The organism is Microvirga puerhi, from assembly GCF_020089865.1.
GTDB classification, from domain to species: domain Bacteria; phylum Pseudomonadota; class Alphaproteobacteria; order Rhizobiales; family Beijerinckiaceae; genus Microvirga; species Microvirga puerhi.
In genome coordinates this window covers 257081-282492 of the sequence record NZ_JAIRBM010000002.1, presented here as the reverse complement: position 1 = coordinate 282492, position 25412 = coordinate 257081, and the positions used below count along the sequence as shown (strand labels likewise).

Sequence of the window (25412 nt, the reverse complement as noted above, 5' to 3'; positions counted from 1 at the left end):
GGAATCAGGACTCAGGTCGCGATGGCTTCCACCATGCCGGATGACGAGACGCACGTCACGTTCAGTTCTTTGGATTACGATGCCATCGAAGCAGCCGTCCTGGAAACGGCGCGAGGGCGCTGGTTTCTGCGCGAATATGCCGGGCGCAACCGCAATGCCGATACCGAGGCCGTCCTTGCAGCCATTGCCGGCCTTGAGAAGAAAATGGCTGACGACAAGATCGCCCGGACCATGGAGCAGATCCGCTCTAGCCTCCTCGACATGGCTGGCGCCATCGAAGACACCAGGGCGGAGATCGCTCCTCCTGAGGCGGCCAGCGTGACATCCGTCCTTGCCGCGTCAGGCGAAGCCCAGACATCGCAGCGGATTGCCCGGATCCTGGAGACGCTCCGCTTCCTCGAGGGACGGATCCGGACCATGATGGCACTGGTCGAGCCGGAGGGGACCGAGGGCCCCTCACCAGCCCCAGGTGCCGACTTTGCGCGGTCCGACATGCGGCCAAGCCTTTTGAATTAAGAACGCCGTATGCTCGGTCGCGCGACCGGCGCCCTCTCACTTATTTATACATGCCCTCGCGCAGATTGATCCCATATTCGAGGTAGGCCTTGAGTGCGCAAAGCATCTGTGCCCAGCCCTGGCAATTGCCGTAAGATGCCTTGAGTCCGCTTTCCGTCTCCCGCCATCCCTCCTCGGTAATCGAGACCAGGGTACGGCCATTCTCAAGCGGCTCGAACAGCATCGTGACGGTCGTCATACGACTGCCCGGTGCTTCCCCTTCTTCGGGAGGGCCGTCGGCTCCCCAGCGGAGAACGATCTTCCGGTTTTGCTCCACCTCGACGACCTCCACCGGGAAGGCTCCGGGAAAATCGTAGAAATCCCACGTCACCGTCGCTCCAGTCTCGAGGCGACCCTTGGCGCCGCCGGTCGTGAAATAGCGCGACAGCTTAGAGGGGTCGGCAACCGCCTCGAAGACCTCCTCCACCGGCTTGGAAATCCGCGCCGAGACCGTGAACTTCAGCTCCATGATCGTCCTCCTTGTTTTCAACTCCATCATGTTATAAAAACATAACATGTCAATCGATGATGAAAACGGCAAGGTTTTCAAGGCGTTGTCCGCTGCGACCCGGCGCGCCATTCTTGATGCCTTGAAAGATCATCCCCAGACGACGGGCACCCTGTGCGAGCGCTTCAGACCCCTCGACCGCTGTACGGTGATGCAGCACCTGAAAGTTCTGGAAGCCGCCGACCTGATCATCGTCCGCCGCCAGGGCCGGGAGCGCTGGAACCATCTCAACCCGCTCCCCATCAAGCACATCCACGACCGCTGGATCGGCCCTTATGCAGAAAGAGCCATCGAGATGCTCGATCGCCTGAAGACCGATCTCGAAGGGTAAGGAGCGCTCAGGCCGGCGCGGCTATGCGACCGCGATGTCCTCGCAAGCCGCTTCGATATTCGCGAAGAACTGGCGCGCGCTTTCCCGCCACGTAAAGGTCTCGCCATAGGCCCGACAGCGATCACGCGGAATATCCAGGGATGCAAGAGCCGCCTCGCGCAAATCCCAGCTCAAGGCTCCGCACCCGGACGCGCCGACCACATCGCGCGGTCCCGTCACCGGATAGGCCGCGATGGGAAGTCCGGAGGCCAGCGCCTCCAGGAGCACGATCCCGAAGGTATCGGTCAGGCTCGGAAAGACGAAGACGTCGGCCGAGGCATAGACCCGGGCCAGTGCCTTGCCGGTGAGAGAACCGAGAAATCGCGCATCCGGATAGGAGCGCTGGAGCTCGGAACGGGAGGGCCCATCTCCCACGACGACCTTGGTGCCCGGCAGTTCGAGGGACAGGAAAGCGTCAAGATTCTTCTCGACCGCCACCCGCCCGACGAACAGGAAGATCGGCGCCTTGGCATCGAGGATGCGCTCGCTTCGCGGGCGGAAGAGCTGCGTGTCGACGCCGCGCGTCCAGCGGCGGATGTTGCGAAAACCCTGGCCCTGCAGCTCCTCTTCCAAGGATGGAGTGCTGACCATGACGGCGCGGCCGCGATTATGAAACCGGCGCAGCGCCCCGTAGATCAGGGTCTGGGGGACGGGGAACCGCGCCGATACATATTCCGGAAAGCGCGTGTGATAACTCGTCGTGAAAGCCCTTCCCTCGCGCAGGCAGAAGCTTCTTACGGCCAGTCCGATCGGCCCCTCGGTGGCGATATGCACATGGCTCGGCTTCGCCTGCTCCACGAAGGCCGCGACCTGGCGTCGCCAGGCAATCGACAGGCGAATCTCCGGATAGGTCGGCATCGGAAAGGAGCGGAAGCGCTCCGGCGTCAGGAACGTGACCTCGACCCCGTAGGCGGGCGCTTCATCCGTCATGTGTTCGAGGGAACGTACAACTCCGTTGATTTGGGGCTTCCAGGCATCGGTCGCGATGAGGAGACGCATCAGGCAGCCTTGATTCTGAGGGATTCCGTCGCCACCGGCAGCTCCAGATCCTGGCGCAGAAGCTCTGCCCAGCGGATCATCTGCAGACTTCCGTCATAATGCTCGACGATCGCGGTGCACGATTCGACCCAATCGCCCGTATTCACATAGCGCACGCCATCGAGATCATGCATCGCGGCGTGGTGGATGTGACCGCAGATGATGCCGTCCGCCTCCTGCCGCTTGGCCTCGGCCGCCAGGAGTTCTTCGAAGCGGCTGATGTAGTTCACCGCATTCTTCACCTTCAGCTTCGCCCAGGAGGAGAGCGACCAGTAGGTCAGGCCGAGCTTCCGCCGCACGACGTTGAGATAGGTGTTGACCATCAGCGCGACCGTGTAAGCGCCGTCGCCGAGAAGAGCGAGCCAGCGGGCGTGGCGCACCACAAGATCGAACTGGTCTCCGTGGATCACGAGATAGCGCTTGCCATTGGCTGTCTCGTGCAGCGCGGAATCCGCGAGTTCGATACCTCCCAGATGGACCCCGAGATAGTCGCGCAGGAACTCATCGTGATTGCCGGGAATGTAGATGAGGCGCGTTCCTTTTCGCACCTTGCGCAGAAGCTTCTGCACCACGTCGTTATGGGCTTGTGGCCAGTACCAGCCCGATTTCAGGCGCCAGCCGTCGACGATATCGCCGACCAGATAGATCGTGTCGGCATCGTACATCTTCAGGAAGCTAAGCAATTGCTCGGCCTGACACCCTTTGGTGCCGAGATGGAGGTCGGACAAGAACAGCGTCCGAACGCGGATGAGACCGAGATCCTGAGCCATACTGCACCCTTTCCTAAGGACGCATTGCAGATGACCGGATTCGCGTCTCACCTCTGTGACGCACAGCTTGCAAAAATGTGACAGACGGCGAGAGAACCATGCGCACGACGCAGGGACTTTCCGCAGAAAAGGGGTTCACGCGACGGTCAGCCCATGGTTGGTTGACACTCTGTCGCAGCGACTCAAACCCGTGAAACGTCTCTTGCCGTGAAACCTCTTCTGGGGATTTCCCTCAAAGTCCTCTCCGCTCTCGTTTTCACCCTCATGTCCGCCGGAGTGAAGACACTTGCAGCCGATTACCCGGTCGGGGAATTGGTCTTCTTCCGCACCTTCTTTGCGCTGATCCCGCTGCTGGTCTGGCTCGCCTGGCAAGGCGACCTCATCAACGCCATCCGGACCGACAACGTCCCCGGGCATTTCCTCCGCGGTCTGATCGGTACGTCGGGCATGTATCTGGGTTTTGCCGCGCTGGCCTATTTGCCCCTGCACGACACGATTGCCATCGGGTATGCCTCGCCGCTCATGGTCGTGATCCTGGCCGCCATCCTACTCAAGGAGAAAGTCCGGGCCTATCGCTGGACAGCCGTCGGAATCGGCTTCATCGGCGTCCTCATCATGCTTTCTCCTTACCTGAAGCTGAGCCCCTTCTCGCGGGAACTGAGCGTGGGAGCGAGCATCGGGGCCTTCTTCTCCCTTCTCGGCGCCTTTTGCTCGGCAGGTGCGACGATCCAGGTCCGTCGCCTGACGCTGACGGAGCGCACCGGAGCGATCGTATTCTATTTCTTCATCCTCGCATCTGGGCTGTCCCTCCTGACGATCCCGTTCGGATGGACGATCCCGTCCCTCTCCGACGTATTGCTCTTCGTCCTGGTCGGTATTCTCGGCGGCATCGGGCAAATCCTCATCACGGAGAGTTACCGCTACGCGGATACGTCGATCCTGGCGCCGTTCGAATACACGACGATGATCTGGGCGCTTCTGCTCGGCTGGTTCCTGTTCGGCGACCTTCCTTCCGCAGCCGTTATGACCGGCGGCGTCATCGTTGCGGGCACCGGGCTTTTCATCATCTGGCGGGAGCGTCAGCTTGGCCTCGAACGGACGAAGGCGCTCGAAACCGCAGCCCAGCGGCCGGGCGGATAGACATTCCGTCCCAACAATACTCGGATCTCGGCGAAAAACAGCCTTCCGCCGCCTCGGTGCTTGACCCATTCGCCGTGGTATCCCACAACCGTTTTGAGGAACGAACGTTCGATCTTTCAGAACTGGAGGCGAGGCAAATGGGCGTGGAAGGCAAGGAGCGTCACCGGGAACTGGAGACCGGCGCGCAGGTCATTTCCGGCCATTTGGGCAAGACGATTCAGCGCCTGCGCAAGGCGTATAATCTGTCCCTGTCCGAGCTCGCCGAGCAATCCGGAGTGGCGAAATCGATCATCAGCCAGATCGAGCGCAATGAGACGAATCCCACCCTGGCAACGATCTGGCGCCTGAGCCAGGCCCTCGACGTATCCATCGAGCGGGTCCTCGCGACCAGCGACGAAGAGCCGTTCATCGAGAAGTCGACCCGAGCCGACACGCCCATTCTCCTGTCCGAAGACGGCAAGGTCCGCCTCGCGATCATCGGCTGGCTCAAGACCATCGAATGGCTGCAGTGGTACGATGTCCAGGCGGAGCCTGGTGGCGTCCTCGACTCGGACGGCCACCAGCGCGGATCCATCGAATGTCTCTCAGTGCTGGATGGGGAATTCGAGGTCGAGGTCGGCGATGTCATCCAGCGCGCCAAGGCCGGCGAAACCCTGCGCTACCGGTGCGACCGTCGTCATACGGTGCGGGCGGTGGGCGACACTCCGGGCCACGCGACCATGGTGTGCATCCTCAAAGCTGCCGTGATGGATTAATCGGGACCGGGCTGGCTCGCTACTGAGGCTTCTTGTAGCCGACCTTCGGCGGCAACGAGAGGATATATTCCGCGATCGCCTTGCGGTCTGCTTCCGGCAGCTGCGCCGTGTTGTGAACGACCAGCGCCATCGGCCCGCTGACCGTATCGAATGTCGGCGTTTCTCCGGTAGTGAGCAACGTCACCACTTCCTCCGGCGACCATCCGCCGATCCCGCTCGGGCTCGGGGTGATATTGGGAACGACGCCCTTTCCTTCGGGATCCGGCCCTCCCGCGAACCGGCGATCGGCCATGATCGCGCCCATGGCATTGCGCTCGCTATGACACTCGGCGCAATGCCCTGGCCCTTCGACTAAATAGGCTCCGCGGTTCCACTCCGAGGAGCGATCCGGATCGGACATGAAGACGTGCCCATCGAGAAAGGCGAGCTTCCACAGACCGACACCACGCCGAATGTTGAATGGAAATGACAAGTCATGGGGCGGCGCCCGTCCTTCGACGGGCGGCAAGGCCTGGAGAAACGCGAAGAGGTCCTTGAGATCGGTGACCGTCATGCGCTGATAGGAGGTGTAGGGAAAGGCCGGATACAGGTGCTCCCCCTCCGGCGAGACACCCTCCCGCATGGCGCGGATGAAATCCGCTTGGCTCCAATTGCCGATCCCGTCCTGCTTATGCGGGGAAAGATTGGGAACGTGGAATGTGCCGAATGGCGACTTGAGGGCGAGGCCGCCCCCCAGCCGCATCTTGTCGTCCTGTCCCGGAGTCGCATGGCATGACGAACACCCTCCGGCCAGGAAGACGATGCGGCCCTTTTCCGGGTCGGGCCGGCGAAGAGCTGCCGCCTCCGAACCGGTGCCCGGCTCGCCATGCGCCACCTCCCAGGCCGTCGGCGACGTGAAGGCCATGAATGCGATGATCCCAAGCACCACAAGCCCGACCAGTACGGCGACAGCTTTGCGCATTCACTCGACCTTCCGAAAGAGCCGGGCGGAGATCGCATCCGCCCGGTCTGATCTGTTGGAATGGAAGGAACGGCCACATCTTCCTGCGCACCGTTCCGACTGCCAATGGCTCGGTGGCCCTAGCCGACCGGCTGACGGAAGGTCTTGTGGCAGGTGCCGCAGTTCTGAAGAACCTTCGGCATCTCGGCCTTGAAGCTGGCACTATCCTTGATCGAGGCGAGAGCGGCCTCCGCGTCCTTGCCGAACTGGGCAAAGTGCGCATCGAAATCGCTCTTCTTCTCCCAAACTGCCGGCTGGGCCTTGGTCTTGCCGTCCTTGGAGTTGGCCGGGAAGAGCTGCGGCATTTCCTTCGCACTGTGGGAGAACGCCTTGAGCGCAGTCTGGACCTGAGCGAGATCGAACGGCGCCTGATCCTTCAACATGGCGCCGATCACGCGCGAATGATCGCCATTGTCCTTCATCAGCTTCTGACGCTGAGCGATGACGTCGGCCTGGGCGATCGCCGCCGTTACCCCAAGCGCCAGGATTCCGGCGACGAAAACACTACGCTTCATATGGATTTCCCCTCTAGAACCCATGGCCGGGTCTTGTGATTCCTTGACCGGCCCTGCGGCATTAGCGCACGTTTCGCGCTGCATCGGCAACCGGCTGTAGCAACACAACTCTGTGAGGGAATGAGAGAAGCGAGAACCGCCTACTCGACCGGTTCCCCGGCCGTGATCCAGTCCTTGAAACCACCCTTGTAGTGCTCCCGAAGATCCCGCCCCGCAGCCTGGGCGAACTCGATTGCCCGCAGGGAACGGACGCCGGCAGCGCAGGAGAAGACGATTCGCTGGTCCGTCGGCAAGGCCTCCGCGTCGAAGGTCGAAAGAGGATGCGACACCGCGCCCGGGATATGGCCGGCGGCGAACTCCTGGGGCTCCCGCACGTCCACGAGCAGGATCGAGCCGTCCTTCAATCCCTTCTTGATGTCTTCCCGGTCGAGATCGACGACGGGTATCGGGCCGTTCATGCAAAGTGCCTCCGTGTTGCTGCCGGATCATATCGGCATCCCGCGGAGGCAGGCAATTGGCGCGATCAGGCAAGATCGGGAATACGCAAAACCCAGCCGGGCTGAATCATGTCGGGGTTTTTCACGGGCGGCGAGTTAGCCTTCACAATCTCGGTGTATTTGGCCCCTTTCCCCTTGCCGTAGTGCTTTTCGGCAATGGCCCAGAGGGTGTCGCCTTTCTGGACCGTGTACATGACCGACGCCTTCGCCGGCTGCTGCACCTGCAGGTCCGAGGTATCGACTTCGGCAACGCCATAGGTGTTGCCGAGCGACAGAATGATCTTCTCCGCCTCCTCCTGGCTGACCGCCTGGCCCGAGACCTTCACCTTGTCTCCCTGGACGTCGATGCCGAGCTTATCGGCATCGAATCCATGCCCTTTCACCTCTTCCTTGAGAGCGTCCGGCGTCGCCGCTTGAGCGCTTCCGCCGAACAACTTGGCACCTGCTTCCTTGATGAACTTGAATAAACCCATGGTGCCCTCTCCTCTTGCACATTCCGGCCCGCGATCCGGCCAAGCTGAGACAAAGACGCACGGGCGGCTCCGGCGGTTCCACTCGACGCGAGAACAGTCGGATTAAAATCATGCCGCTTGGGCTGCCTTACGGCGCCGATCAAAGAGGCCTTAACGAAGAAATTGTATAAGGGCTTCTAGAAAGCCCCGGCCCTTGAGGACCGGGGCTGCTCCCGTCAACCTGCCGTCTTGGTCAACACGTCAAGCTTTCCTCTAATCGTGTCGATCGTGGGCTTGGCGATATCAGCCACTCCCGGGATCGCAAGAACCCTGCCGAAGGTCTCTTCGAGCGGGGGGCGCGCGCTCGTCACGAGCGATGCAAGTGCCGTCTTGCCGCCGGCCGGGAGTTGGCCGACCAGGTTATCGACCTTGTCGAGCTGGGTCGCAGCGTCCGTGAGTTTCGGCAGCGCTGCCTTGGCGGTATCCACATTCGTCACCCCCTGCAGAGTCTGCTGCAGGTTGGTGACCGTGCTCTGAACCGTCGACCCAAGATCGACCGACCCGACAGTGAGATTCTGCGCGGATTGCACAGCACCTGTCGTGAGTTGATCCGGCGCGTTCTTTGCGGTCTGGGTCGTGGTCGTCCCGGCCTGTTGATTCACACTCGGCGGAGTGCGGCCGAAGTACCACCATCCCAATCCGAGCAAGACAATGACAGGAATGGCCCAGGCCCAGGCCCAATTGGGAGAGGAAGATTGCCGGACGACGCGCTCGGCACTAGAAGCCGCCGGCCGGATCGCTTCCCTCGCGGTCTGTGCGGCCCCTGTCGCAGTGGCACCGAGGCCACTGAGAAGTCCCGTGCCACTCAACAGGTCGGAGAAGCCAGGTGGCAACGCCTTCATGATTTCGGACTTTTGAGAGGTGAGCAGTTGAGAAAGGCCGGACGCATCGAGGCCGGACGCCGTGCTTTGTTTGTTCAACGCGGCCATAACGACAGGCGTCAGCAGCCCCAGGAGCGACGAGCCCATTCCGCTGCCCAGGCCCGCGTACTTGGTGACTGCGTTCCCAAGGGCTGAGGTCGAGGAGCCGCCCAACAGCGACGACAATACATTAGTTCCATTGTCGGCAAGGTTCTCCTGCCTTGGCCCTCCGATCATTCCGCCAAGATTATCGAGGATGCCTGGAGATTGCTGAGAGACCGCGTCGAACAGCTTGCGCGAACCCTCCGGCGTCGATGCGGTCCCAGCCAAACTTGCCAGTAGACCTGGTACGGCGGCAGTAACCGCCCTTCCTATCTGCGACCTGTCGGCGCCAAGTGCCGAGGCGATCTTGGCGATAACATCTGGTGTCAGGAATTGAGCGATAAGGGATACAAGGTTGATAGCCATCGAAGCTTCCTCCCATGCGCCTAGCGTTTGCAAATCAAGACTTATGGCTGCGCTCCGAGATCGTGCGGCCGGGCATTCGCATAAGGCGAACCGACCCTGGTTTTCCGCCTCAAAGACGGGCGACGGCCTGACCGATCCTCCTTCTCTGGACACACGTTGCGGTAAACAACCATATCATGGCTGCGTTCCTCGACGGCAGCCTTTATCCTTTGCGAGCACGGCCGTACCGGGCTGTCTGCGATGTCACATTCGGAAAATAAGCTGCGCTTCGCCTGTCCTATCCGCTTCTAGGGCATTCCAAAGAGATCGCATCCGCCAGCGATCCCTACGCCAAGGACGAGAAGACATCCGCCAGGGATGGGAGACGATCCTTGAGCCTTAGAAGCGCGATCTGCTCGATCTCGGCAATCGCCGTATCGAACTCGCGATCCACGTCATGCTCAAGCCGCTCCTCGAAAGCCGCCAGGATCTCCTCTTTGGAGCGGCCTTTCACCGCCATGATGAACGGGAAGCCGAATTTCTGCTTGTACCGGTCGTTGAGGGCCAGAAACTGCTCGCGCTCCTCAGGCGTAAGACTGTCGAGGCCGGCCGATGCCTGCTCATTCTGCGAATCCGAGGTGAGATCGGCAAGCTTGAGGCGGCCTGCGAGATCGGGATGAGCCCGAATGAGGGCGAGCTTTTGATCCCGTCCGGTCTGTGACAGCACATGCACCATGGAGGCATGCAGCCCTTCGGCCGTGTCCTGGGCCGGTGTGAAGCCCTCGTCATAGGCCCGCTCTGCAATCCACGGTGAATGCTCGAAGATGTCTCCGAACAACTCGACGAACACGGCCTTGGTCATGGTGCTGGGTTTGAGCCCGGCCGGGCGGTGATGCCTGATCCAGTGCCGTGCGATGTCGATCCGCCGCGCCACCCAGACATCCTCATGAGACAGCACGTAATCGAGAAAGCGCGCCAGCGCCGCGGCCCGGCCCGGCCTGCCCGCGAGCCGGCAATGGAGACCGACGGACATCATCTTCGGCGCTGTCTCTCCTTCGGCGTAGAGCGTATCGAAGCTGTCCTTCAGATATGCGAAGAACTGGTCGCCGGAATTGAAGCCCTGCGGCGTCGCAAAGCGCATGTCATTGGCGTCGAGCGTATAAGGCACGATCAGCAAGGCGCCCTTCGCACCATGACCATGCTCCCAGTAAGGCAGATCGTCGGCATAGGAATCGGCGCTGTAGAGGAAGCCCCCTTCCTCGGCCACCAGCCGGTTGGTGTGCTCGGACGTCCGGCCCGTATACCAACCGAGCGGCCTCGTACCGGTGACTTCCGTGTGAATGCGGATGGCCTCGCGCATATGGGCGCGCTCCTCGTCCGAGGAAAAATCCTTGTAGTCGATCCATTTCAGGCCATGACTGGCGATTTCCCAATCCGCCTCCTTCATGGCTACAACCGCTTCCGGATTGCGCATCAGCGCATTGGCGACACCATAGACGGTGACCGGCAGGCTGCGCTCCGTGAACAGGCGCCACAGGCGCCAGAATCCTGCGCGGGAGCCGTATTCGTAGATCGACTCCATGCTCATGTGCCGCTGTCCGGGCCACGGAGCGGCGCCGACGATCTCGGATAGAAAGGCTTCAGAGGCCCGGTCGCCATGAAGGATGTTGTTCTCGCCGCCCTCCTCGTAATTGACGACGAACTGAACGGCGATGCGCGCACCGTTCGGCCAGCGCGGATGCGGCGGGTTGCGGCCATAGCCGACAAGATCGCGCGGATAGGTGGTTTCGGCCATAATCAGCTGCCTCGATAGGTGGAGTAGCTCCAGGGCGATACCAGCAGGGGCACATGATAGTGCCCGTCCGGTTCGGCGATGGAGAAACGGATCGGCACTACGTCGAGGAATGGCGGATCCGCGGTCGCGGTCGCCAGAGATCGGAAATAGGCGCCGACATGAAAGACGAGCTCATATGCCCCCGTCCGAAACGTGTCGCCGGAAAGGAGCGGCGCATCCGTGCGACCATCCGCATTGGTCTGCGTCTGCACGACCGCACGACGCTCCCCGCCGTCGACGGCATAGAGTTCGACGGCGATACCGCGCGCTGGCCGGCCATTGGCGGTGTCGAGCACGTGGGTGGACAATCGACCCATGAAGACCTCTTAAGGGACATCCGGTGGGAGACGCCCTGCGGCGTCGGAGCGAGACCGGATTGTCGGGCACCCGGCCTTCGCGTCAAGCGCGTCGCGAGCCTCTCTCTCGCAAGGTGAGGTTTCCAGCTCCCGTTCCTGTTGAAAAAGGCATCGGACGGGCCTTTCGCAAAAGAGTCCGCCGCCCTAGGCTACGCGCCTGTCGCATTCCTAAGGGGCCGCATGATCGACCCGCAGATTTCCGAATGGATCAGCCAGCTCCTGCGCTGGGTCCATGTCATCACGGCCATAGCCTGGATCGGCTCGTCCTTCTACTTCATCCACCTGGATCTCAGTCTGAAGAGGCGGGACGGACTGCCGCCCGGCGTCGGCGGCGAGGCTTGGCAGGTCCATGGCGGCGGCTTCTACAACATGCGCAAATATCTCGTCGCGCCGCCGGAGCTGCCGAAAGAGCTGACCTGGTTCAAGTGGGAAAGCTATTCGACCTGGATTACCGGATTCTTCCTGATCGTCTGGGTCTACTACCTCCACGCCGATCTCTACACGGTCGATCCGGCGGTGCGAGCTCTCGCATCTTGGCAGGTGCCTCTCGTCGGGATCGGCGGCCTCGCGCTGAGCTGGCTGGTCTATGAGGGCTTGTGCCGCTCTCCCCTCGGCCGGAACGATGTGGCCCTGGGATGCGTGCTCTTCGTCTACATCCTCGCAGCGGCCTATGCCTTCACCCACCTGTTCAGCGGCCGGGCAGCCTTTTTGCATACGGGTGCGATGATCGCGACCTGGATGTCGGCCAGCGTCTTCTTCGTCATCATTCCGAACCAGAAGAAGGTTGTGGCGGACCTCCTGGCCGGCCGTTCGCCCGATCCAGCCCTCGGCAAGCAGGCTAAGCAGCGCTCGACCCACAACAATTATCTCACGCTGCCGGTCCTGTTCCTGATGCTGTCGAACCATTACCCGTTGGCGTGGTCTTCGAAATACGCGGTGGGAATCATCGGCTGCGTGCTGGTCGCCGGCGCCATCGTGCGGCATTTCTTCAATTCCCAGCATGCCGGCAGAGGTTCTCCCTGGTGGACCTGGGCCGTCGCTGCCGCGGCGATTGCGCTGGCGATCTGGTTGTCGATCATCGGCAAGCCGGGCAACCAGAATCTCGCGGATGCCCAGGGGGCGGCAACGCCGGCCACCCTTCAGGCCTCTTTCGACGAGGCCGTGCTGGCGATCCAGTCGCGCTGCTCCATGTGCCACGCGGCAGAGCCGGTCTGGGAGGGGATCCCTCTCGCGCCCAAAGGCATCCATCTCGATACTCCGGAGAGCATCGCACGCCATGCGGATCTCATCCGCATCCAGGCCGTGCTGACCCACGCCATGCCGCCGAACAACATTACCGAGATGACAATCGAAGAGCGTAAAGCCGTGGCGACGTGGCTTGCGCAGAAGGATTCCGTCGTTCACTAGGGACGCATCGATGGAACGGCTCCGAAGAGCCTCGTCGAGACGCAACGCTATTCTATAATTTCGCAAGTGGAGGCAATGTGACCGATCTCACCCTCGAAACCGCACAGACCATCGTGTCGGTCGCGCTCAAGACCGCCCGAGCAAAGTCCTTCAAGCCGCTATCTATTGTCGTGTATGATGCCAGAGGCGCTTTGAAGGCTCTGGTCTCGGAAGACGGGACCAGCCTCAAGCGGGCGGAGATCGCCATGGGCAAGGCCTACGGCGCCCTGGCCATGGGCGTCGGGTCGCGGGCCCTGCATAAGATGGCGACCGATCGCCCCTATTTCGTGGCGGCCGCGAGCCACGTGGTCGGCGGACAGCTCGTCCCGGTTCCGGGCGGTGTCCTGATCAAGAACTCTCAGGGGCAAACCCTGGGTGCGGTCGGCGTGTCGGGAGACACGTCCGACAATGACGAAATCGCCGCTGCAGCCGGTATCGAGGCGGCGGGATTGACGTTCGACGCCGGGGCTTAAGGGCAAGCTTTTCCCCTTAAGCTACTGTTCGGATTGGGCAATTTTTGGCCTCTAGACAGAAACCGCTGATTGAACAACAAATGAGTCAAGATCACTGTCCTAAATGACAGTGATCGAAGTCTTCAAAAACCTGGAAACACCAGAAAGGGAACGTATCCATGTCCTGGATTAAACAAGCGGCGCTCGCAGCCGTCGCCACAGCCGCCCTCTTGGGCCCGGCCTCGGCAGAGATCGTCTACAACCGCGCCAATTCCGGTGAGCCGGAAACGCTGGATTCGCACAAGACATCGACGGTCCAGGAAGCCCACATCCTGCGCGATATGCTGGAAGGTCTCGTCACCTACAACGCCAAGGGCGAGGCCGTTCCGGGACAGGCCGTGAAGTGGGAAGTCGCAGACGACGGCAAGACCTATCGCTTCACCCTGCGCGACGGCATCAAGTGGTCGAACGGCGACCCGGTGAAGGCTTCGGACTTCGTATTCTCCTACCGCCGCATCATGGATCCGGCGACGGGCGCGAAATACGCCAACATCCTCTACCCGATCCTGAACGCTGAGAAAGTCAACAAGGGCCAGGCGAAGGTCGAAGAGCTCGGCGTCAAGGCGGTCGACGACAAGACGCTCGAGATCAAGCTTGAGCAGCCGACCCCGTACTTCATCGAGCTTCTGACCCACCAGACCAGCCTTCCGGTTCATCCCGGTTCTGTGGAGAAGTTCGGCAAGGATTTCGTGAAGCCGGGCAACATGGTGACGAACGGCGCCTACAAGCTCGCCGAGTTCGTCCCGAACTCCCACATCAAGCTCGTCAAGAACGAGAACTACTACGACGCCAAGAACGTCAAGATCGACACAGTGATGTACTATCCGACGCCGGATTTCGCGGCGATGGTGCGTCGCTACGAGGCGGGCGAGCTCGACACGACGGACGACGTTCCGGCCGACCAGATGAAGTCGCTCAAGGAGCGGTTCAAGGATCAGGTGAGGCTCGGTCCGTATCTCGGCACCTGGTTCCTGGTGGTGAACTCCTCCAAGGCTCCGTTCAATGACGTGCGCGTGCGTCAGGCACTTTCGATGATGGTCGACCGCGAATTCGTGGCCGAGCAGATCTGGGGCCAGACGATGCAGCCCGGCTATTCGTTCATGCCTCCGGGCGTGGGCAATTACGGCGAGCCGGCCTACATGGACTACAAGGACATGTCGCCGATCGACCGTGAAGAGAAGGCCAAGGCGCTCCTGAAGGACGCCGGCTTCGGTCCCGGCAAGCCGCTGAAGGTCGAGATCCGCTACAACACCACGGACAACAACCGCAACACGGTCGTGGCGATCGCCGAGCAGTTCAAACCGGCAGGCATCGAGACCTCGTTCATCAACACGGACGGCAAGACCCACTTTGCCCATCTGCGTGATGGCGGCGACTTCGATCTCGCCCGTTATGGCTGGATCGCCGACTACTCGGATCCGAACAACTTCCTGTTCCTGCTCAAGAGCGACAACAAGGGCTTCAACTACGGCAAGTACAACAATCCGGAGTTCGACAAGCTCCTGGATCAGGCCGCCGCAGAGCTTGACCTCAAGAAGCGCGCCGAGATCTTCAAGAAGGCCGAGGGCATCCTCATGAAGGACATGCCCTGGATCCCGATCATGTACTACGGCAAGAGCAACCTGATTTCGCCGAAGATCCACGGGTTCGTACAGAATACGCGCGGCGTCTATCCGTCGCGTTTCCTGTCCAAGGATCAATAATTAAGGCGAAGGGGCGGTCCTGAGGGCCGCCCCTTTTCTATTTACAGGTTCCTCAGCAGGAGAAAGCATCTTGCTCTCCTTTATCATGCGCCGTTTTCTCACGGCCATTCCGACCTTATTGGTCATTGTGACGATTTCGTTCTTCCTGATCCGGCTCGCGCCCGGTGGCCCGTTCGACCTCGAACGCCCGCTCGAAGCCAAGGTGATGGAGAACCTCAACCGGATCTATCAGCTCGATAAGCCGCTGATCCAGCAATACTGGCTCTATCTCTCCGCCGTCATGCACGGCGATTTCGGCCCGTCCTTCATCCTGCGCGACTTCACGGTCGGCGAACTCTTCGCCCGTGGTCTGCCGATCTCCATGACCTTGGGCGCGCTTGCGATCAGCCTCGCGATCCTCGTCGGCGGCACGCTTGGAACCATCGCCGCCCTGCGTCAGAACAGCTTGGCCGACTATATCGTGACGGGCCTCGGGGCGATGGGTCTCACCATTCCCAACTTCGTCGTGGCCCCCGTTCTGCAGATCGTGTTCGGCCTGGCTCTTGCCTGGCTTCCTGTTGCCGGCTGGGCCAACGGCACGCCGCGCAATCTCATCATGCCGGTGATCGTGCTCGCCCTGCCTCAGATCGCAGTGGTGGCCCGCATGACCCGCGCGGCGATGATCGAGAACCTGCGCTCCAACCATATCCGCACCCTGCGCTCGCTGGGCCTGCCCTGGCATGTGATCGTCCGGCACGCTCTGCGCGGGGCTTCGCTTCCCGTGATCTCCTATCTCGGCCCGGCAGCCGCTGCCCTTCTCACCGGCTCCGTGGTCGTCGAGACGATCTTCGGCCTGCCCGGCATCGGTCGCTACTTCGTCGAAGGCGCACTGAACCGCGACTACACCCTCGTCATGGGCACGGTCGTGGTCGTGGCCGTCTTCGTTCTCCTGTTCAACCTCGTGGTCGACATCCTCTATGCCGTCGTCGATCCGCGAATCCGCTTTGATTGAGGGCTGTCATGGCTGAAGGCGCCGCACTTCCCATCGAAACCCTTGCCGATCCTGTTACCGGCCGCTCCCTCTGGGTCGAGGCCCGGGGACGGCTGCTCAACAACAAGGCCGCTGTCTGCAGCATCGTCCTGCTGGCTTTCATTGCTGTGGCCTGCATTTTTGGGCCGTTTTTCACCGGGCACCCCTTCGATCAGGTCTATCCCGACTACGTAAAGGTACCGGCAAGCCTTGAGGCCTATCCCAAGGCCGATCAGATCGCACCGCAGATCGAGCGCATCGGCGCCCGTGTCCGCGGCAAGCCGGAGGCCATCGACGTCAAGGGCGACAGCGTCACCGTGACCCTGGTGGGTCAGCGTCCCATCGACGAACGGCTCCTCGCCTATTTCGACCGCTCCGACATGTTCGGCGTCGCGAAGGTCGTCGAGAAGACGGACGAGGGCAAACGTCTGGTGGTCGATGTGCCCCTGAAGAAGAAATACTTTTTCTTCGGGACGGATACGAACGGCCGCGACCTGCTCACCCGCACCATGAAGGCCGGGCAGATCTCGCTCGCCATCGGGCTTCTCGCGACCCTCGTGGCCATTCTGATCGGCGTCGCCTACGGCGCGACCTCCGGCTATCTCGGCGGACGCGCGGACCTCATCATGATGCGCGTCGTGGACGTGATCTACTCGCTCCCGTTCATCTTCTTCGTGATCATGCTGGTTGTGTTCTTCGGCCGCAACTTCATCTTGATGTTCATCGCGGTCGGTGCCGTGGAATGGCTCGACATGGCACGCATCGTGCGTGGCCAGACCCTCTCCATCAAACGTCAGGAATACGTCCAGGCCGCGGAAGCGCTCGGTGTCGAGACGAAGGGCATCATCCGCCGCCACGTGATCCCGAACACGCTCGGGCCGGTGGTGGTCTACATGACCCTGCTCGTGCCGAAGGTGATCCTGCTGGAGAGTTTCCTCTCGTTCCTGGGTCTCGGCGTCCAGGAGCCCAATACCAGCCTCGGCGTCCTCATCTCGGAAGGTGCCAAGAACATCCAGGGTGCCACCTGGATGCTGCTTTATCCCTCGCTCACCCTGATCGCGATCCTTTTCTGCCTTAACTTCATCGGTGACGGCTTGCGCGACGCCCTCGACCCGAAGGACCGCTGACATGGCTGATCCCGTACTCACAGTCCGAAACCTGAATGTCCGTTTCCGCACCGGAGATGGCATTCTCCACGCGGTCAAGGGCATCGATCTCGATGTGAATGCCGGTGAGACCGTCGCCATCGTGGGAGAATCCGGCTCCGGCAAGAGCCAGACCATGATGTCCGTCATGGGCCTTCTCGCCTCCAACGGCTGGGCGGAAGGCTCGGTGAAGTATCGCGGCGAGGAACTCGTTGGCCTCTCACCTGAGAAGCTCAACCGCTATCGCGGCTCGAAGCTCACCATGATCTTCCAAGAGCCGATGACCTCGCTCGATCCGCTTTACCGGATCGGCGAGCAGCTCGCCCTGCCGCTGACCACCCACGGCGGCTTGAGCAAGGTGGAGGCGCGTCGCCGCGCCATCGAGCTCCTGGAACTGGTGCGGATCCCAGACCCCCAGCGACGCATCGATTCCTACCCGCATGAAATGTCCGGCGGACAACGCCAGCGCGTCATGATCGCCATGGCCCTCGCCAACAATCCGGACGTGCTCATCGCCGACGAGCCGACCACCGCGCTCGACGTGACGGTCCAGGCCCGCATCCTCGAGCTTCTGGCGGACCTTCAGAAGCGACTCGGCATGTCCATCGTCTTCATCACGCACGATCTCGGCATCGTGCGACGCTTCGCCGACCGGACCTATGTCATGAAGCGCGGCGAGGTGGTGGAGAGCGGGACGACAGAGGACATCTTTGCGGCGCCCAAACATCCCTATACGCGGATGCTGATCGATGCCGAGCCGACCGGTCACAAGGAGCCCGCTCCAACCAACGCACCTCTCGTACTCGATGCGCGGGACGTCAAAGTTTCCTTCGTCCTGAAATCGAACCTCTTCGGCAAGCCGATCCACGTTCTCAACGCTGTCGATGGCGTCAGCCTTTCAGTGCGCGGCGGGGAGACCGTGGGTGTCGTGGGCGAGTCGGGTTCGGGCAAGTCGACCCTCGGGCGGGCCGTACTGCGGTTGCAGCCTGCAAGCGGCATGGTTCGGTTTGAGGACCGCAACCTTATGCCTCTCGACCGGGCCGGCATGCGTCCCCTTCGGCGCCATCTGCAACTCGTCTTCCAGGATCCGTTCGGCTCCCTGTCGCCGCGCATGACCGCGGGCGAGATCGTGACCGAGGGCCTTCTCGTGCACGAGCCGCGCATTTCACGAAAAGACCGTGACCGGCGCGCCGCCCAAGCCTTCGAAGAGGTCCGCCTGGAGCCCGCCTGGCGCAACAGGTTCCCGCACGAGTTCTCAGGCGGCCAGCGTCAGCGCATTGCCATCGCGCGCGCCATGATCCTGCACCCCAAGCTCGTGGTGCTCGACGAGCCAACCTCCGCTCTCGACCGTTCCGTACAAAAGGAGATCGTCGACCTCCTGCGCGACCTTCAGAAGGCCCATGGCCTCGCCTACGTCTTCATCAGCCACGATCTTGCGGTGGTTCGCGCCCTTTCGGACGAGATCATGGTCATGAAGAGCGGCAAGGTCGTGGAGCGCGGCCCGGCCGAAGCGATCTTCGAGAGGCCCCAGGAGGATTATACCCGCGACTTGATCGCCGCGGCCTTCCTCAAGGAGCGGGAGGCGCAGACGGCGCTGCCTGCGGCGTCGCTCGCCTCATAAGTCAGGAACCGAACGTCATGGCGTGAATTGAATCCACGCCATGGCAAAGCTCGCGACCTATCGCGCCAAGCGCGACTTCACGAAGACTTCGGAGCCGAAGGGACGAACCGGCCGTCAGAAGGGTTCGGCGTTCGTGATCCAGAAGCACGATGCGTCCCGGCTCCATTACGATTTTCGCCTGGAAATGGATGGCGTGCTGAAGAGCTGGGCCGTCACCAAGGGGCCGAGCCTGGTTCCTGAGGAGAAGCGTCTGGCGGTGGAAGTGGAAGATCATCCCCTCGCCTATGGTGATTTCGAAGGCACGATTCCCAAAGGTCAATACGGCGGTGGGACCGTTCTCCTCTGGGATCGCGGCATCTGGGAACCGGAGGGAGACCCGCACGAAGGCTACGCCAAGGGACGCCTCAGCTTCCGCCTCGACGGCGAGAAGCTTCACGGCATCTGGCATCTCGTGCGCATGGCCAAACGTGCGCGGGAAAAGCAGCCTTCCTGGCTCCTGATCAAGGGTGACGATTCATTCGCGCGTGATTCCGGGGATCCCGATATTCTTGAAGAAGCTCCCTCCTCCGTAAAAACCGGCCGTTCCCTCGAGGAGATCGCTGGGCCAGTGGCGAAGGCGCCGAAAGCCAAGACAGGGGCGACCAAAGCCTCGGCCGCAAGCCGCCCCTCTGCAAAGCGCAAAGCCGAAGCTGCCGAGGGAGCCGAGGTCGCTGGCGTTCCCCTCACACATCCCGACCGTGTGCTTTGGGAGGAGCAAGGACTGACGAAACGGCAGCTCGCGGAGTTCTATGTCGACATTGCAGATTGGCTTCTGCCACATCTCGTCGACCGCCCCTTGACCCTGATCCGCTGCCCATCCGGCGTCGGCAAAAGTTGCTTCGTTCAACGTCATTCCTGGGCTGGCCTCTCGGACTTCATCCACCGCAAATCCGTCCGCGATGACGGCGGCAAGATGGAAGTCTTGAGCGTCCAGGATATCCAGGGCGTCGTTGCGCTCGTCCAAGCTGGTGTCCTCGAAATGCATGTCTGGGGCGCGACATTGGCCGACCTGGAGCGGCCCGACCGTATCATTTTCGACCTCGATCCTGGCGAGGGCGTCGAGTGGTCGTCCGTGATCGAAGGCGCCCGTCGTATCCGGGAACGCCTGAAGGCTGTCGGCCTCGAGAGCTTCGTCAAGACGACCGGCGGCAAAGGACTTCATGTGGTAGCGCCACTGAAGCCGAAGGCATCCTGGAAGGATGTGCTAGCATTCACGCGCGGCATGGCGGAGGCCATGGCCGCGGACGAGCCTGAGCGCTATACGACGACGTCCGTGAAGCAGGAGCGCGAGGGACGGATTTTCATCGACTATCTGCGCAACAACAGGGAAGCCACGGCCGTCGCGCCGTATTCCACGCGAGCGAGATCAGGGGCTCCCATCTCGACTCCCATCGCATGGGGCGAGCTTTCGGCTCGGATCAAGCCCAACGGCTTTACGGTCCTGAATCTTCGCAAACGCCTTGGCGCCCTGCGGGGCGATCCCTGGGCTGGCATCGACGCCGTCGACCAGATCCTCCCGCAGCGCCCTCGGACCAGACGACAGCGCAAAACTTAGGGCATCTGCCGCTCAGGATCGGCAGAGGTTTGCCTTCATGCCTTCGATGCACCGGCCGCGCGGAAGCCACCAGCCATATTCCCGGCTCGGGTAAAGGCTTCCTTCATCTCGGCACTTGTCATGGCGACGGTGGTCTTCATATCCGTGACCCCGCCGCTGGCGGCGGCGACGATGAGCGCTGATGCCGCTCCATCCATAGGCCCCTCGGTAATGACGAGAAAATCGTATTCGCCGAAGGTGAAGAAATAGTCCCGAAGCTTACCGCCTGCCTTCTCGAAAAGCTTGCTGACCATTTCGGTACGGTCTTCCGGGCTGGCCAGCATCCCCTTCATGGCATTGTGGGTGTAGCGTCCCTGCGTGATGAAAAGTGGCATGATCTGCTCCTTCCCTCTCACCGCAACCATTGTCTCACAGGAAAAGACCAGTTCAATGGCTCTTCGTCAGTAGGACACCGACCAATCCTCCCATTGGCTGCGGCTAGATGAAGGGTGCCTTGATGCCCTCGATCTCGAACGTCTTCTGCACGGCAGGGCGCGCGAGGACCCGCTCGGCGAGCGCGTGAAGATTGGGAATAGTGCCTGGCGGGCGTGGCATGCCCCGCCCCCAGCGGATCAACATCGTCAGGAACAGGTCGGCGGCCGAGAACTGCTCGCCCAGCAGCCACGTCTTGTCGCCGAGCTGCTCGGAGATCACGTCGAACATATGGTTGAGACGCCGCTCGGCTGCCCGCTTGACGCTCGGAACCGCCGCCTCGTCATCCGCATGCTCGTAAGGGTAGAACCAAGCCCGGTATTCCGCCTGAGGCGTATTCGTGAGGTGCACCATCCACTTGTAGAACTGCGCCCGCTCCTTCGTTCCCACCGCTGGAGCAAGCCCGGCCTCCGGAAACTTGTCCACAAGATGAAGGCCGATCGCGGCCGTCTCGAAAAGCACGAGGTCGTCATCGACCAGAACCGGGATCCGGCCGTTCGGATTGAGTTTGAGATATTCGGGACTTTTCTGGACGTTCTGATCCCGGTCGACGAGACGTAGCTCGAATGCGGCACCGATCTCCCGAAGCATCATGTGCGGAAAGAGGCTGGCATTACCGGGGAAATAATAGAGCGCGAGCATTCTGTGGTGCCTTCCGGACTTCAAGCTTGGCCGCTACCTGCTTAGGATCACGCCGGCACGGAGTAAAGAAGCAACCTTTCCATCCCCATCCCGCGCTCTATCGTTGTGCTCTGCCGTCGTCTCGGCCCAAGGAGATATCGCCGCAATGTCGGATCACGCTCGCGCTTTTGCCGAAAAGTTCCTGATCAAGCCCGGCAGGACTTTTAAATTGAAGGATGTCGACCCTCGGGACAATTCGATTTTCCAGAATGAAGGTGCGACGAAGGCCGAGACGGAGCAGCTTGCGCGCGACATCGACGCACTTCAGGACCGCCTCTATGCGGAGGGGCAGCGGGCGCTTCTTGTCATCCTTCAAGGCACGGACACGGCAGGCAAGGATGGCACCATCCGCGGCGTCTTCAATTCCACCGGACCCATTGGTGTTTCCGTAACGGCTTTCCGTCGTCCCTCGGAGAATGAGCTCGCGCATGACTATCTCTGGCGTGCCCACCTCGCCTGCCCCAAGCGCGGAATGATCGGAATCTTCAACCGGTCCCATTACGAGGACGTCCTCGTTGCCAAGGTGCGGGCGCTCGCCCCTAAAAAGGCCATTGAGCAACGCTATGCAGAGATCAACGCATTTGAGAAGATGCTGACGGAGAACGGAACGGTCGTTCTCAAGTTTATGCTCCACATCTCCAAGGATGAGCAGAAGGAACGCCTCCAGGAGCGTCTCGACAATCCCAAGAAACATTGGAAATTCAATCCCGCCGACCTTGAGGACCGAAAGAAATGGGATGATTTCCAGGATGCCTACGAGACCATGTTGAACGAATGTTCCACGGATTGGGCTCCCTGGTACGTCATTCCGGGCGATCGCAAATGGGTCCGGAACGGAATTATCGCCAGGATCGTCAAGGAAACTCTCGAAGAGATGGACCCGAAGTATCCGAAGGCCCCTTGGAATCCCAAGGACTTCGTCATCGATTAATCGAAAGGAGCGAGCCCGTCTCGCCTTTCTGGCCAAGCAAGCTTGGCCGGGGGGACTTGCCGAGGGGCACCTTGAGCGCGACAATATTGTCCATGAAGAGCATTCTTGTCCCCATTGAAGACCATGCCGTGGTCGAACCCGTCCTTGAGACCGCGCTTTATCTCGGCCGGATGTTCGATAGCTACATAGAAGGCCTGGCCATCACGCCGGACTATCCGGTCGTGCTGCCCGTGGACATCGCCATCGGGGTGCCCTCGCCGATCACGCCTGAGAACCGAGCCGAGATGGCCAAGGCGTGCCGGGAGCGCTTCGAAGCTTTCATGATCCGTCAGCAGGTCCCGCGCTTGTCCTCTGCCCTGGGCGGGCTGACTTTCGGGTGGCGGCAAGATGGGCTGATGGAAGATGCCTTCCTCGGCGCCTATGGACGCGTCTTCGACATCACTGTCGTCGGACGCCCCGATGGGGTCGAGGGTCATACTCGCCTTTCGACGGTCGAAGCCGCCCTTTTCGAGGCTGGGCGACCGGTGCTGATCGCGCCGCCGCAGGCACTCTCCTCCTTCGGCTCGACAGTGGTGATTGCCTGGAACCGCAGTACCGAAACGGCCCGAGCCGTCATGGGTGCCATGCCGCTCCTTGCGCGAGCCCGGCGCACCGTTGTGCTGGAACTGGAGGACTGGGGCGTCCCCGGCCCCTCCGGATCCGAACTGGTTCGCGCCCTGCGTATGCATGACATCAATGCCGACGCCATCGTGGCCGCCGATCCCAATGACCGTCCAGGGGAGGCCATTCTGGCCGAGGCGGCGGCCCTGGGCTGCGACCTTCTTGTGAAGGGCGCGTACACGCAGAGCCGCCTGCGTCAGATGTTCTTTGGCGGCGCCACGAGCCATATCCTCAGCAACACGACGGTGCCTGTCCTGATGGCGCATTGACGGAGGAGCAGCCCATTCCTCCGGCATCGGCTCGCAGAGGCGGCATCTTCCTCGATCCTGCGAAGGTCCCATGTCAGCGAACAACTCCGTCACTCTGGACGAACGCTTCCGCCGCCTCGTAAATCCGACAGCACACCTGGAAAAGTTGGCCGAGGGATGCCGCTGGGCTGAGGGGCCAGCCTATTTTCCTGCCGGGCGTTATCTCATCTGGAGCGACATCCCGAACGATCGGATGATGCGCTACGACGAGACATCCGGCCATGTCAGCGTCTTCCGACACCCCTCCGGCTATTCCAACGGCAACACGGTCGATCGCCAGGGAAGGCTCGTCAGCTGCGAGCATGGGAACAGACGCGTCACGCGGACGGAGCATGACGGATCCATTACGGTCGTGGCGAGCCACTACAGCGGCAAGCGCCTCAACAGCCCCAACGATGTCGTCGTGCGGTCCGATGGTTCGATCTGGTTTACGGACCCCGCCTACGGGATCGACTCCGACTATGAGGGACACAAGGCAGAGAGCGAGATCGGCGCCTGCCATGTCTATCGGGTCGATCCCCAGACCGGCACCGTCACCATTGTCGCCGATGATTTCGTCCGGCCGAACGGTCTCGCCTTCTCGCCCGACGAAAAGCTTCTCTACATCGCCGATACGGGGGCAACCCACGCGGAGGACGGGCCACGGCATATCCGGGTTTTCGATGTGGATCCGGCAGGCAAGTTACGGAACGGCCGTCTCTTCGCCACCTGTACGGCGGGGCTCTTCGACGGCTTCAGGCTCGACGAGGCGGGACGGATCTGGACCAGCGCCGGCGACGGGGTCCATTGCTACGACCCTGACGGAACGCTGATCGGCAAGATCCTCGTTCCGGAAATCGTCGCGAACGTGGTCTTCGGCGGCCCCAAGCGCAACCGTCTCTATATCTGCGCCACGACCTCACTCTATGCGATCATGCTCCCGGTGAATGGCGCCAAGACACTCTGAACGCCATGCTCTGTGAGCAGATCGGAGATGAATTGCGAATCGGGCGCTTGTGAACCGGTCGGACTTCGCTCATGAAGGCGCCAGCGCGAGGTTCGACGAGGCAATGGCCCGCACGACCGCGCCCATGAGCCCCTTCCGAGAGACCTGCATGTTCCGCATTTGCCCGGACCACGGCGTTGAGCGCCGCTTCCCCGAGAACGGCTGATGGCCACCTCGCTGTCCTCTCCGAAGGTCCGTTCTGGTGCCGTCTACGGTATCGGCCTGATGTTGCTCGGCGTCTTCCTGTTCGCCATGAACGACGTCATGGGCAAATGGCTCGTCGCGACCTATTCGGTGGGGCAGATCCTGCTCCTGCGCAGCATCGCGGCGCTGGTCGTCCTGCTGCCCCTGATGCGACGGCAGCGAGTGCCCCTGCAAATTCCCCCGGAGCCTAGTCTCCATCTCCTGCGGATCATTCTGTCCACCCTTGAAGTGGCCTGCTTCTACTGGGCCGTGACCTATCTGCCCCTGGCAGACGTCATGACCTATTATCTCGCCGGTCCGATCTATGTGGCAGCCTTCGCGGTCTTCCTGCTTGGCGAGAAACTGGACCCACCGCGGATCGCAGCCATCGCGGTCGGATTCCTGGGAGTCATGGTTGCGCTGCGGCCATCGCCTGCCACCTTGTCTCTTCCGGCCCTTATCGCCTTGATGGGAAGCGCCTTCTACTCCCTCCTGATGGTTACGACCCGCAAACTGCGGGAAACTCATGACGCGACGCTCCTGCTCGGCCAGCTTCTCGGCGCGCTGGTCTTCGGCTGCGTTACCGCCCCTTTTGCCTGGGTCACACCGGGTCCGGTGGAGCTTGCGGCCCTGTTTCTGCTCGGCATCGTGTCCATGGGTGGCCATGCCTGTGTGAACCGGTCCCTGAAACTGGCACCTGCATCCGTGGTTGCTCCATACCAGTACACACTGATCGTCTGGGCGATCGTGCTCGGCTACCTGTTTTTCGGCGACATCGTCGGCTTCTGGACCCTCATCGGTGCGGCCATCATCTGCGGCGCAGGCCTCATCCTTCTGATCCTGGAACATCAGGCCGCCCGCCGCGGGCGGGTTGCACAGGACATCGAGGCTCCGGTCCTGCCGGAGGCCTGACGACGCCGTTCCGCTCTCCCCGTAACCGTGCTCATCTTTGAGTCCAGCTTGACAGAGCCGAAGGCGGCACCGTCAATGGTCGCAACGACAACCC

27 protein-coding genes are annotated in these 25412 nt (G+C 61.6%); 15 read left to right on the top strand and 12 right to left on the bottom strand.

Features of this window, described 5'->3' with window-relative positions; all coding sequences use genetic code 11:
- Positions 1–21: 21 nt before the first annotated feature.
- Positions 22–516 carry a hypothetical protein gene (locus tag K9B37_RS03685; RefSeq protein WP_224311437.1) on the top strand — a complete coding sequence of 165 codons (495 nt, stop codon included), beginning with the start codon at positions 22–24 and terminating at the stop codon, positions 514–516.
- A 40-nt stretch (positions 517–556) separates the two neighbouring features.
- On the opposite strand, the gene K9B37_RS03680 is transcribed toward K9B37_RS03685, so the two are convergent.
- Positions 557–1024: an SRPBCC family protein gene (locus K9B37_RS03680; RefSeq protein WP_224311436.1), complete on the bottom strand. Its 468-nt coding sequence runs from the start codon at positions 1022–1024 to the stop codon at positions 557–559.
- 46 nt (positions 1025–1070) lie between these two features.
- On the opposite strand from K9B37_RS03680, the gene K9B37_RS03675 reads away from it, so the two are divergent.
- A complete protein-coding gene (locus tag K9B37_RS03675; RefSeq protein WP_224311435.1) occupies positions 1071–1394 on the top strand; it encodes an ArsR/SmtB family transcription factor in 324 nt (107 codons plus the stop codon).
- Between the two features lie 21 nt (positions 1395–1415).
- Here the strand turns inward: K9B37_RS03675 and K9B37_RS03670 are convergent, their stop codons facing one another.
- A complete protein-coding gene (locus tag K9B37_RS03670) occupies positions 1416–2432 on the bottom strand; it encodes a glycosyltransferase family 4 protein (RefSeq protein WP_305072124.1) in 1017 nt (338 codons plus the stop codon).
- Positions 2432–3241, bottom strand: a complete 810-nt coding sequence (locus tag K9B37_RS03665; RefSeq protein ID WP_224311434.1) for a UDP-2,3-diacylglucosamine diphosphatase — start codon at positions 3239–3241, stop codon at positions 2432–2434. The genes K9B37_RS03670 and K9B37_RS03665 overlap by 1 nt, the downstream gene beginning before the upstream one ends.
- A 207-nt stretch (positions 3242–3448) precedes the next feature.
- On the opposite strand from K9B37_RS03665, the gene K9B37_RS03660 reads away from it, so the two are divergent.
- On the top strand, positions 3449–4381 hold the full coding sequence (locus K9B37_RS03660) for a DMT family transporter (RefSeq protein ID WP_224311433.1): 933 nt from the start codon (positions 3449–3451) through the stop codon (positions 4379–4381).
- Positions 4382–4518: 137 nt separating this feature from the next.
- On the top strand, positions 4519–5136 hold the full coding sequence (locus tag K9B37_RS03655) for a helix-turn-helix domain-containing protein (protein WP_224311432.1): 618 nt from the start codon (positions 4519–4521) through the stop codon (positions 5134–5136).
- 19 nt (positions 5137–5155) lie between these two features.
- On the opposite strand, the gene K9B37_RS03650 is transcribed toward K9B37_RS03655, so the two are convergent.
- The 7 genes from K9B37_RS03650 to uraH all read right to left on the bottom strand — a co-directional run bounded on the left by K9B37_RS03650 (position 5156) and on the right by uraH (position 11118).
- Positions 5156–6097: a c-type cytochrome gene (locus tag K9B37_RS03650; RefSeq protein WP_224311431.1), complete on the bottom strand. Its 942-nt coding sequence runs from the start codon at positions 6095–6097 to the stop codon at positions 5156–5158.
- A 119-nt stretch (positions 6098–6216) separates the two neighbouring features.
- Positions 6217–6651, bottom strand: coding sequence for a c-type cytochrome (locus tag K9B37_RS03645; RefSeq protein WP_224311430.1), 435 nt, complete (start codon positions 6649–6651; stop codon positions 6217–6219).
- A 140-nt stretch (positions 6652–6791) separates the two neighbouring features.
- Positions 6792–7109 carry a rhodanese-like domain-containing protein gene (locus K9B37_RS03640; RefSeq protein WP_255616386.1) on the bottom strand — a complete coding sequence of 106 codons (318 nt, stop codon included), beginning with the start codon at positions 7107–7109 and terminating at the stop codon, positions 6792–6794.
- A 65-nt stretch (positions 7110–7174) separates the two neighbouring features.
- Positions 7175–7621: a peptidoglycan-binding protein LysM gene (gene lysM, locus K9B37_RS03635; RefSeq protein ID WP_224311429.1), complete on the bottom strand. Its 447-nt coding sequence runs from the start codon at positions 7619–7621 to the stop codon at positions 7175–7177.
- A 215-nt stretch (positions 7622–7836) separates the two neighbouring features.
- Complete coding sequence (locus K9B37_RS03630; RefSeq protein WP_224311428.1) at positions 7837–8988, bottom strand: DUF937 domain-containing protein; 1152 nt, start codon at positions 8986–8988, stop codon at positions 7837–7839.
- Between the two features lie 325 nt (positions 8989–9313).
- Positions 9314–10762 carry an allantoinase PuuE gene (puuE, locus tag K9B37_RS03625; protein WP_224311427.1) on the bottom strand — a complete coding sequence of 483 codons (1449 nt, stop codon included), beginning with the start codon at positions 10760–10762 and terminating at the stop codon, positions 9314–9316.
- Positions 10763–10764: 2 nt separating this feature from the next.
- Complete coding sequence (gene uraH, locus K9B37_RS03620; RefSeq protein WP_224311426.1) at positions 10765–11118, bottom strand: hydroxyisourate hydrolase; 354 nt, start codon at positions 11116–11118, stop codon at positions 10765–10767.
- A 219-nt stretch (positions 11119–11337) separates the two neighbouring features.
- Between uraH and K9B37_RS03615 the strand changes: the two genes are divergently transcribed.
- The 7 genes from K9B37_RS03615 to ligD all read left to right on the top strand — a co-directional run bounded on the left by K9B37_RS03615 (position 11338) and on the right by ligD (position 20187).
- The gene (locus tag K9B37_RS03615) at positions 11338–12564 is read left to right on the top strand and encodes a urate hydroxylase PuuD (protein WP_224311425.1); all 1227 of its coding nucleotides are present in this window, start codon (positions 11338–11340) and stop codon (positions 12562–12564) included.
- Positions 12565–12641: 77 nt separating this feature from the next.
- Entirely contained in the window at positions 12642–13076 is a 435-nt protein-coding gene (locus K9B37_RS03610; protein WP_224311424.1) for a GlcG/HbpS family heme-binding protein, read from the top strand.
- Between the two features lie 158 nt (positions 13077–13234).
- The gene (locus tag K9B37_RS03605) at positions 13235–14818 is read left to right on the top strand and encodes a peptide ABC transporter substrate-binding protein (RefSeq protein ID WP_224311423.1); all 1584 of its coding nucleotides are present in this window, start codon (positions 13235–13237) and stop codon (positions 14816–14818) included.
- Between the two features lie 70 nt (positions 14819–14888).
- Positions 14889–15809 carry an ABC transporter permease subunit gene (locus K9B37_RS03600; RefSeq protein WP_224311422.1) on the top strand — a complete coding sequence of 307 codons (921 nt, stop codon included), beginning with the start codon at positions 14889–14891 and terminating at the stop codon, positions 15807–15809.
- A gap of 8 nt (positions 15810–15817) precedes the next feature.
- Positions 15818–16954: an ABC transporter permease gene (locus K9B37_RS03595; protein ID WP_224311421.1), complete on the top strand. Its 1137-nt coding sequence runs from the start codon at positions 15818–15820 to the stop codon at positions 16952–16954.
- 1 nt (position 16955) lies between these two features.
- Complete coding sequence (locus tag K9B37_RS03590; protein ID WP_224311420.1) at positions 16956–18593, top strand: ABC transporter ATP-binding protein; 1638 nt, start codon at positions 16956–16958, stop codon at positions 18591–18593.
- 40 nt (positions 18594–18633) lie between these two features.
- Positions 18634–20187 (top strand): non-homologous end-joining DNA ligase, encoded by a 1554-nt coding sequence (ligD, locus tag K9B37_RS03585; protein ID WP_224311419.1) that lies wholly within the window; start codon positions 18634–18636, stop codon positions 20185–20187.
- A gap of 35 nt (positions 20188–20222) precedes the next feature.
- Here the strand turns inward: ligD and K9B37_RS03580 are convergent, their stop codons facing one another.
- Positions 20223–20561 carry a GYD domain-containing protein gene (locus tag K9B37_RS03580; protein WP_224311418.1) on the bottom strand — a complete coding sequence of 113 codons (339 nt, stop codon included), beginning with the start codon at positions 20559–20561 and terminating at the stop codon, positions 20223–20225.
- A gap of 103 nt (positions 20562–20664) precedes the next feature.
- Complete coding sequence (locus K9B37_RS03575) at positions 20665–21300, bottom strand: glutathione S-transferase family protein (RefSeq protein WP_224311417.1); 636 nt, start codon at positions 21298–21300, stop codon at positions 20665–20667.
- A gap of 145 nt (positions 21301–21445) precedes the next feature.
- On the opposite strand from K9B37_RS03575, the gene K9B37_RS03570 reads away from it, so the two are divergent.
- The 4 genes from K9B37_RS03570 to K9B37_RS03555 all read left to right on the top strand — a co-directional run bounded on the left by K9B37_RS03570 (position 21446) and on the right by K9B37_RS03555 (position 25318).
- Positions 21446–22270, top strand: coding sequence for a polyphosphate kinase 2 family protein (locus tag K9B37_RS03570; protein ID WP_224311416.1), 825 nt, complete (start codon positions 21446–21448; stop codon positions 22268–22270).
- A 92-nt stretch (positions 22271–22362) separates the two neighbouring features.
- Positions 22363–23199: a universal stress protein gene (locus K9B37_RS03565; RefSeq protein WP_224311415.1), complete on the top strand. Its 837-nt coding sequence runs from the start codon at positions 22363–22365 to the stop codon at positions 23197–23199.
- Between the two features lie 70 nt (positions 23200–23269).
- Positions 23270–24184, top strand: a complete 915-nt coding sequence (locus tag K9B37_RS03560) for an SMP-30/gluconolactonase/LRE family protein (protein WP_224311414.1) — start codon at positions 23270–23272, stop codon at positions 24182–24184.
- Positions 24185–24388: 204 nt separating this feature from the next.
- On the top strand, positions 24389–25318 hold the full coding sequence (locus tag K9B37_RS03555) for a DMT family transporter (RefSeq protein WP_224311413.1): 930 nt from the start codon (positions 24389–24391) through the stop codon (positions 25316–25318).
- Positions 25319–25412: the final 94 nt, after the last annotated feature.

Excerpts from the sequence above, each read along its gene's own strand:
- K9B37_RS03670 (WP_305072124.1), bottom strand. The coding sequence starts at position 2,432 with ATGCGTCTCCTCATCGCGACCGATGCCTGGAAGCCCCAAATCAACGGA.
- K9B37_RS03605 (WP_224311423.1), top strand. The coding sequence starts at position 13,235 with ATGTCCTGGATTAAACAAGCGGCGCTCGCAGCCGTCGCCACAGCCGCC.
- K9B37_RS03580 (WP_224311418.1), bottom strand. The coding sequence starts at position 20,561 with ATGCCACTTTTCATCACGCAGGGACGCTACACCCACAATGCCATGAAG.
- K9B37_RS03630 (WP_224311428.1), bottom strand. The coding sequence starts at position 8,988 with ATGGCTATCAACCTTGTATCCCTTATCGCTCAATTCCTGACACCAGAT.
- K9B37_RS03555 (WP_224311413.1), top strand. The coding sequence starts at position 24,389 with ATGGCCACCTCGCTGTCCTCTCCGAAGGTCCGTTCTGGTGCCGTCTAC.
- K9B37_RS03685 (WP_224311437.1), top strand. The coding sequence starts at position 22 with ATGGCTTCCACCATGCCGGATGACGAGACGCACGTCACGTTCAGTTCT.
- K9B37_RS03680 (WP_224311436.1), bottom strand. The coding sequence starts at position 1,024 with ATGGAGCTGAAGTTCACGGTCTCGGCGCGGATTTCCAAGCCGGTGGAG.
- puuE (WP_224311427.1), bottom strand. The coding sequence starts at position 10,762 with ATGGCCGAAACCACCTATCCGCGCGATCTTGTCGGCTATGGCCGCAAC.
- K9B37_RS03565 (WP_224311415.1), top strand. The coding sequence starts at position 22,363 with ATGAAGAGCATTCTTGTCCCCATTGAAGACCATGCCGTGGTCGAACCC.
- K9B37_RS03590 (WP_224311420.1), top strand. The coding sequence starts at position 16,956 with ATGGCTGATCCCGTACTCACAGTCCGAAACCTGAATGTCCGTTTCCGC.
- K9B37_RS03560 (WP_224311414.1), top strand. The coding sequence starts at position 23,270 with ATGTCAGCGAACAACTCCGTCACTCTGGACGAACGCTTCCGCCGCCTC.
- K9B37_RS03595 (WP_224311421.1), top strand. The coding sequence starts at position 15,818 with ATGGCTGAAGGCGCCGCACTTCCCATCGAAACCCTTGCCGATCCTGTT.
- K9B37_RS03655 (WP_224311432.1), top strand. The coding sequence starts at position 4,519 with ATGGGCGTGGAAGGCAAGGAGCGTCACCGGGAACTGGAGACCGGCGCG.
- K9B37_RS03575 (WP_224311417.1), bottom strand. The coding sequence starts at position 21,300 with ATGCTCGCGCTCTATTATTTCCCCGGTAATGCCAGCCTCTTTCCGCAC.
- K9B37_RS03615 (WP_224311425.1), top strand. The coding sequence starts at position 11,338 with ATGATCGACCCGCAGATTTCCGAATGGATCAGCCAGCTCCTGCGCTGG.
- lysM (WP_224311429.1), bottom strand. The coding sequence starts at position 7,621 with ATGGGTTTATTCAAGTTCATCAAGGAAGCAGGTGCCAAGTTGTTCGGC.
- ligD (WP_224311419.1), top strand. The coding sequence starts at position 18,634 with ATGGCAAAGCTCGCGACCTATCGCGCCAAGCGCGACTTCACGAAGACT.
- K9B37_RS03640 (WP_255616386.1), bottom strand. The coding sequence starts at position 7,109 with ATGAACGGCCCGATACCCGTCGTCGATCTCGACCGGGAAGACATCAAG.
- K9B37_RS03675 (WP_224311435.1), top strand. The coding sequence starts at position 1,071 with ATGTCAATCGATGATGAAAACGGCAAGGTTTTCAAGGCGTTGTCCGCT.
- K9B37_RS03570 (WP_224311416.1), top strand. The coding sequence starts at position 21,446 with ATGTCGGATCACGCTCGCGCTTTTGCCGAAAAGTTCCTGATCAAGCCC.
- K9B37_RS03650 (WP_224311431.1), bottom strand. The coding sequence starts at position 6,097 with ATGCGCAAAGCTGTCGCCGTACTGGTCGGGCTTGTGGTGCTTGGGATC.
- K9B37_RS03665 (WP_224311434.1), bottom strand. The coding sequence starts at position 3,241 with ATGGCTCAGGATCTCGGTCTCATCCGCGTTCGGACGCTGTTCTTGTCC.
- K9B37_RS03645 (WP_224311430.1), bottom strand. The coding sequence starts at position 6,651 with ATGAAGCGTAGTGTTTTCGTCGCCGGAATCCTGGCGCTTGGGGTAACG.
- uraH (WP_224311426.1), bottom strand. The coding sequence starts at position 11,118 with ATGGGTCGATTGTCCACCCACGTGCTCGACACCGCCAATGGCCGGCCA.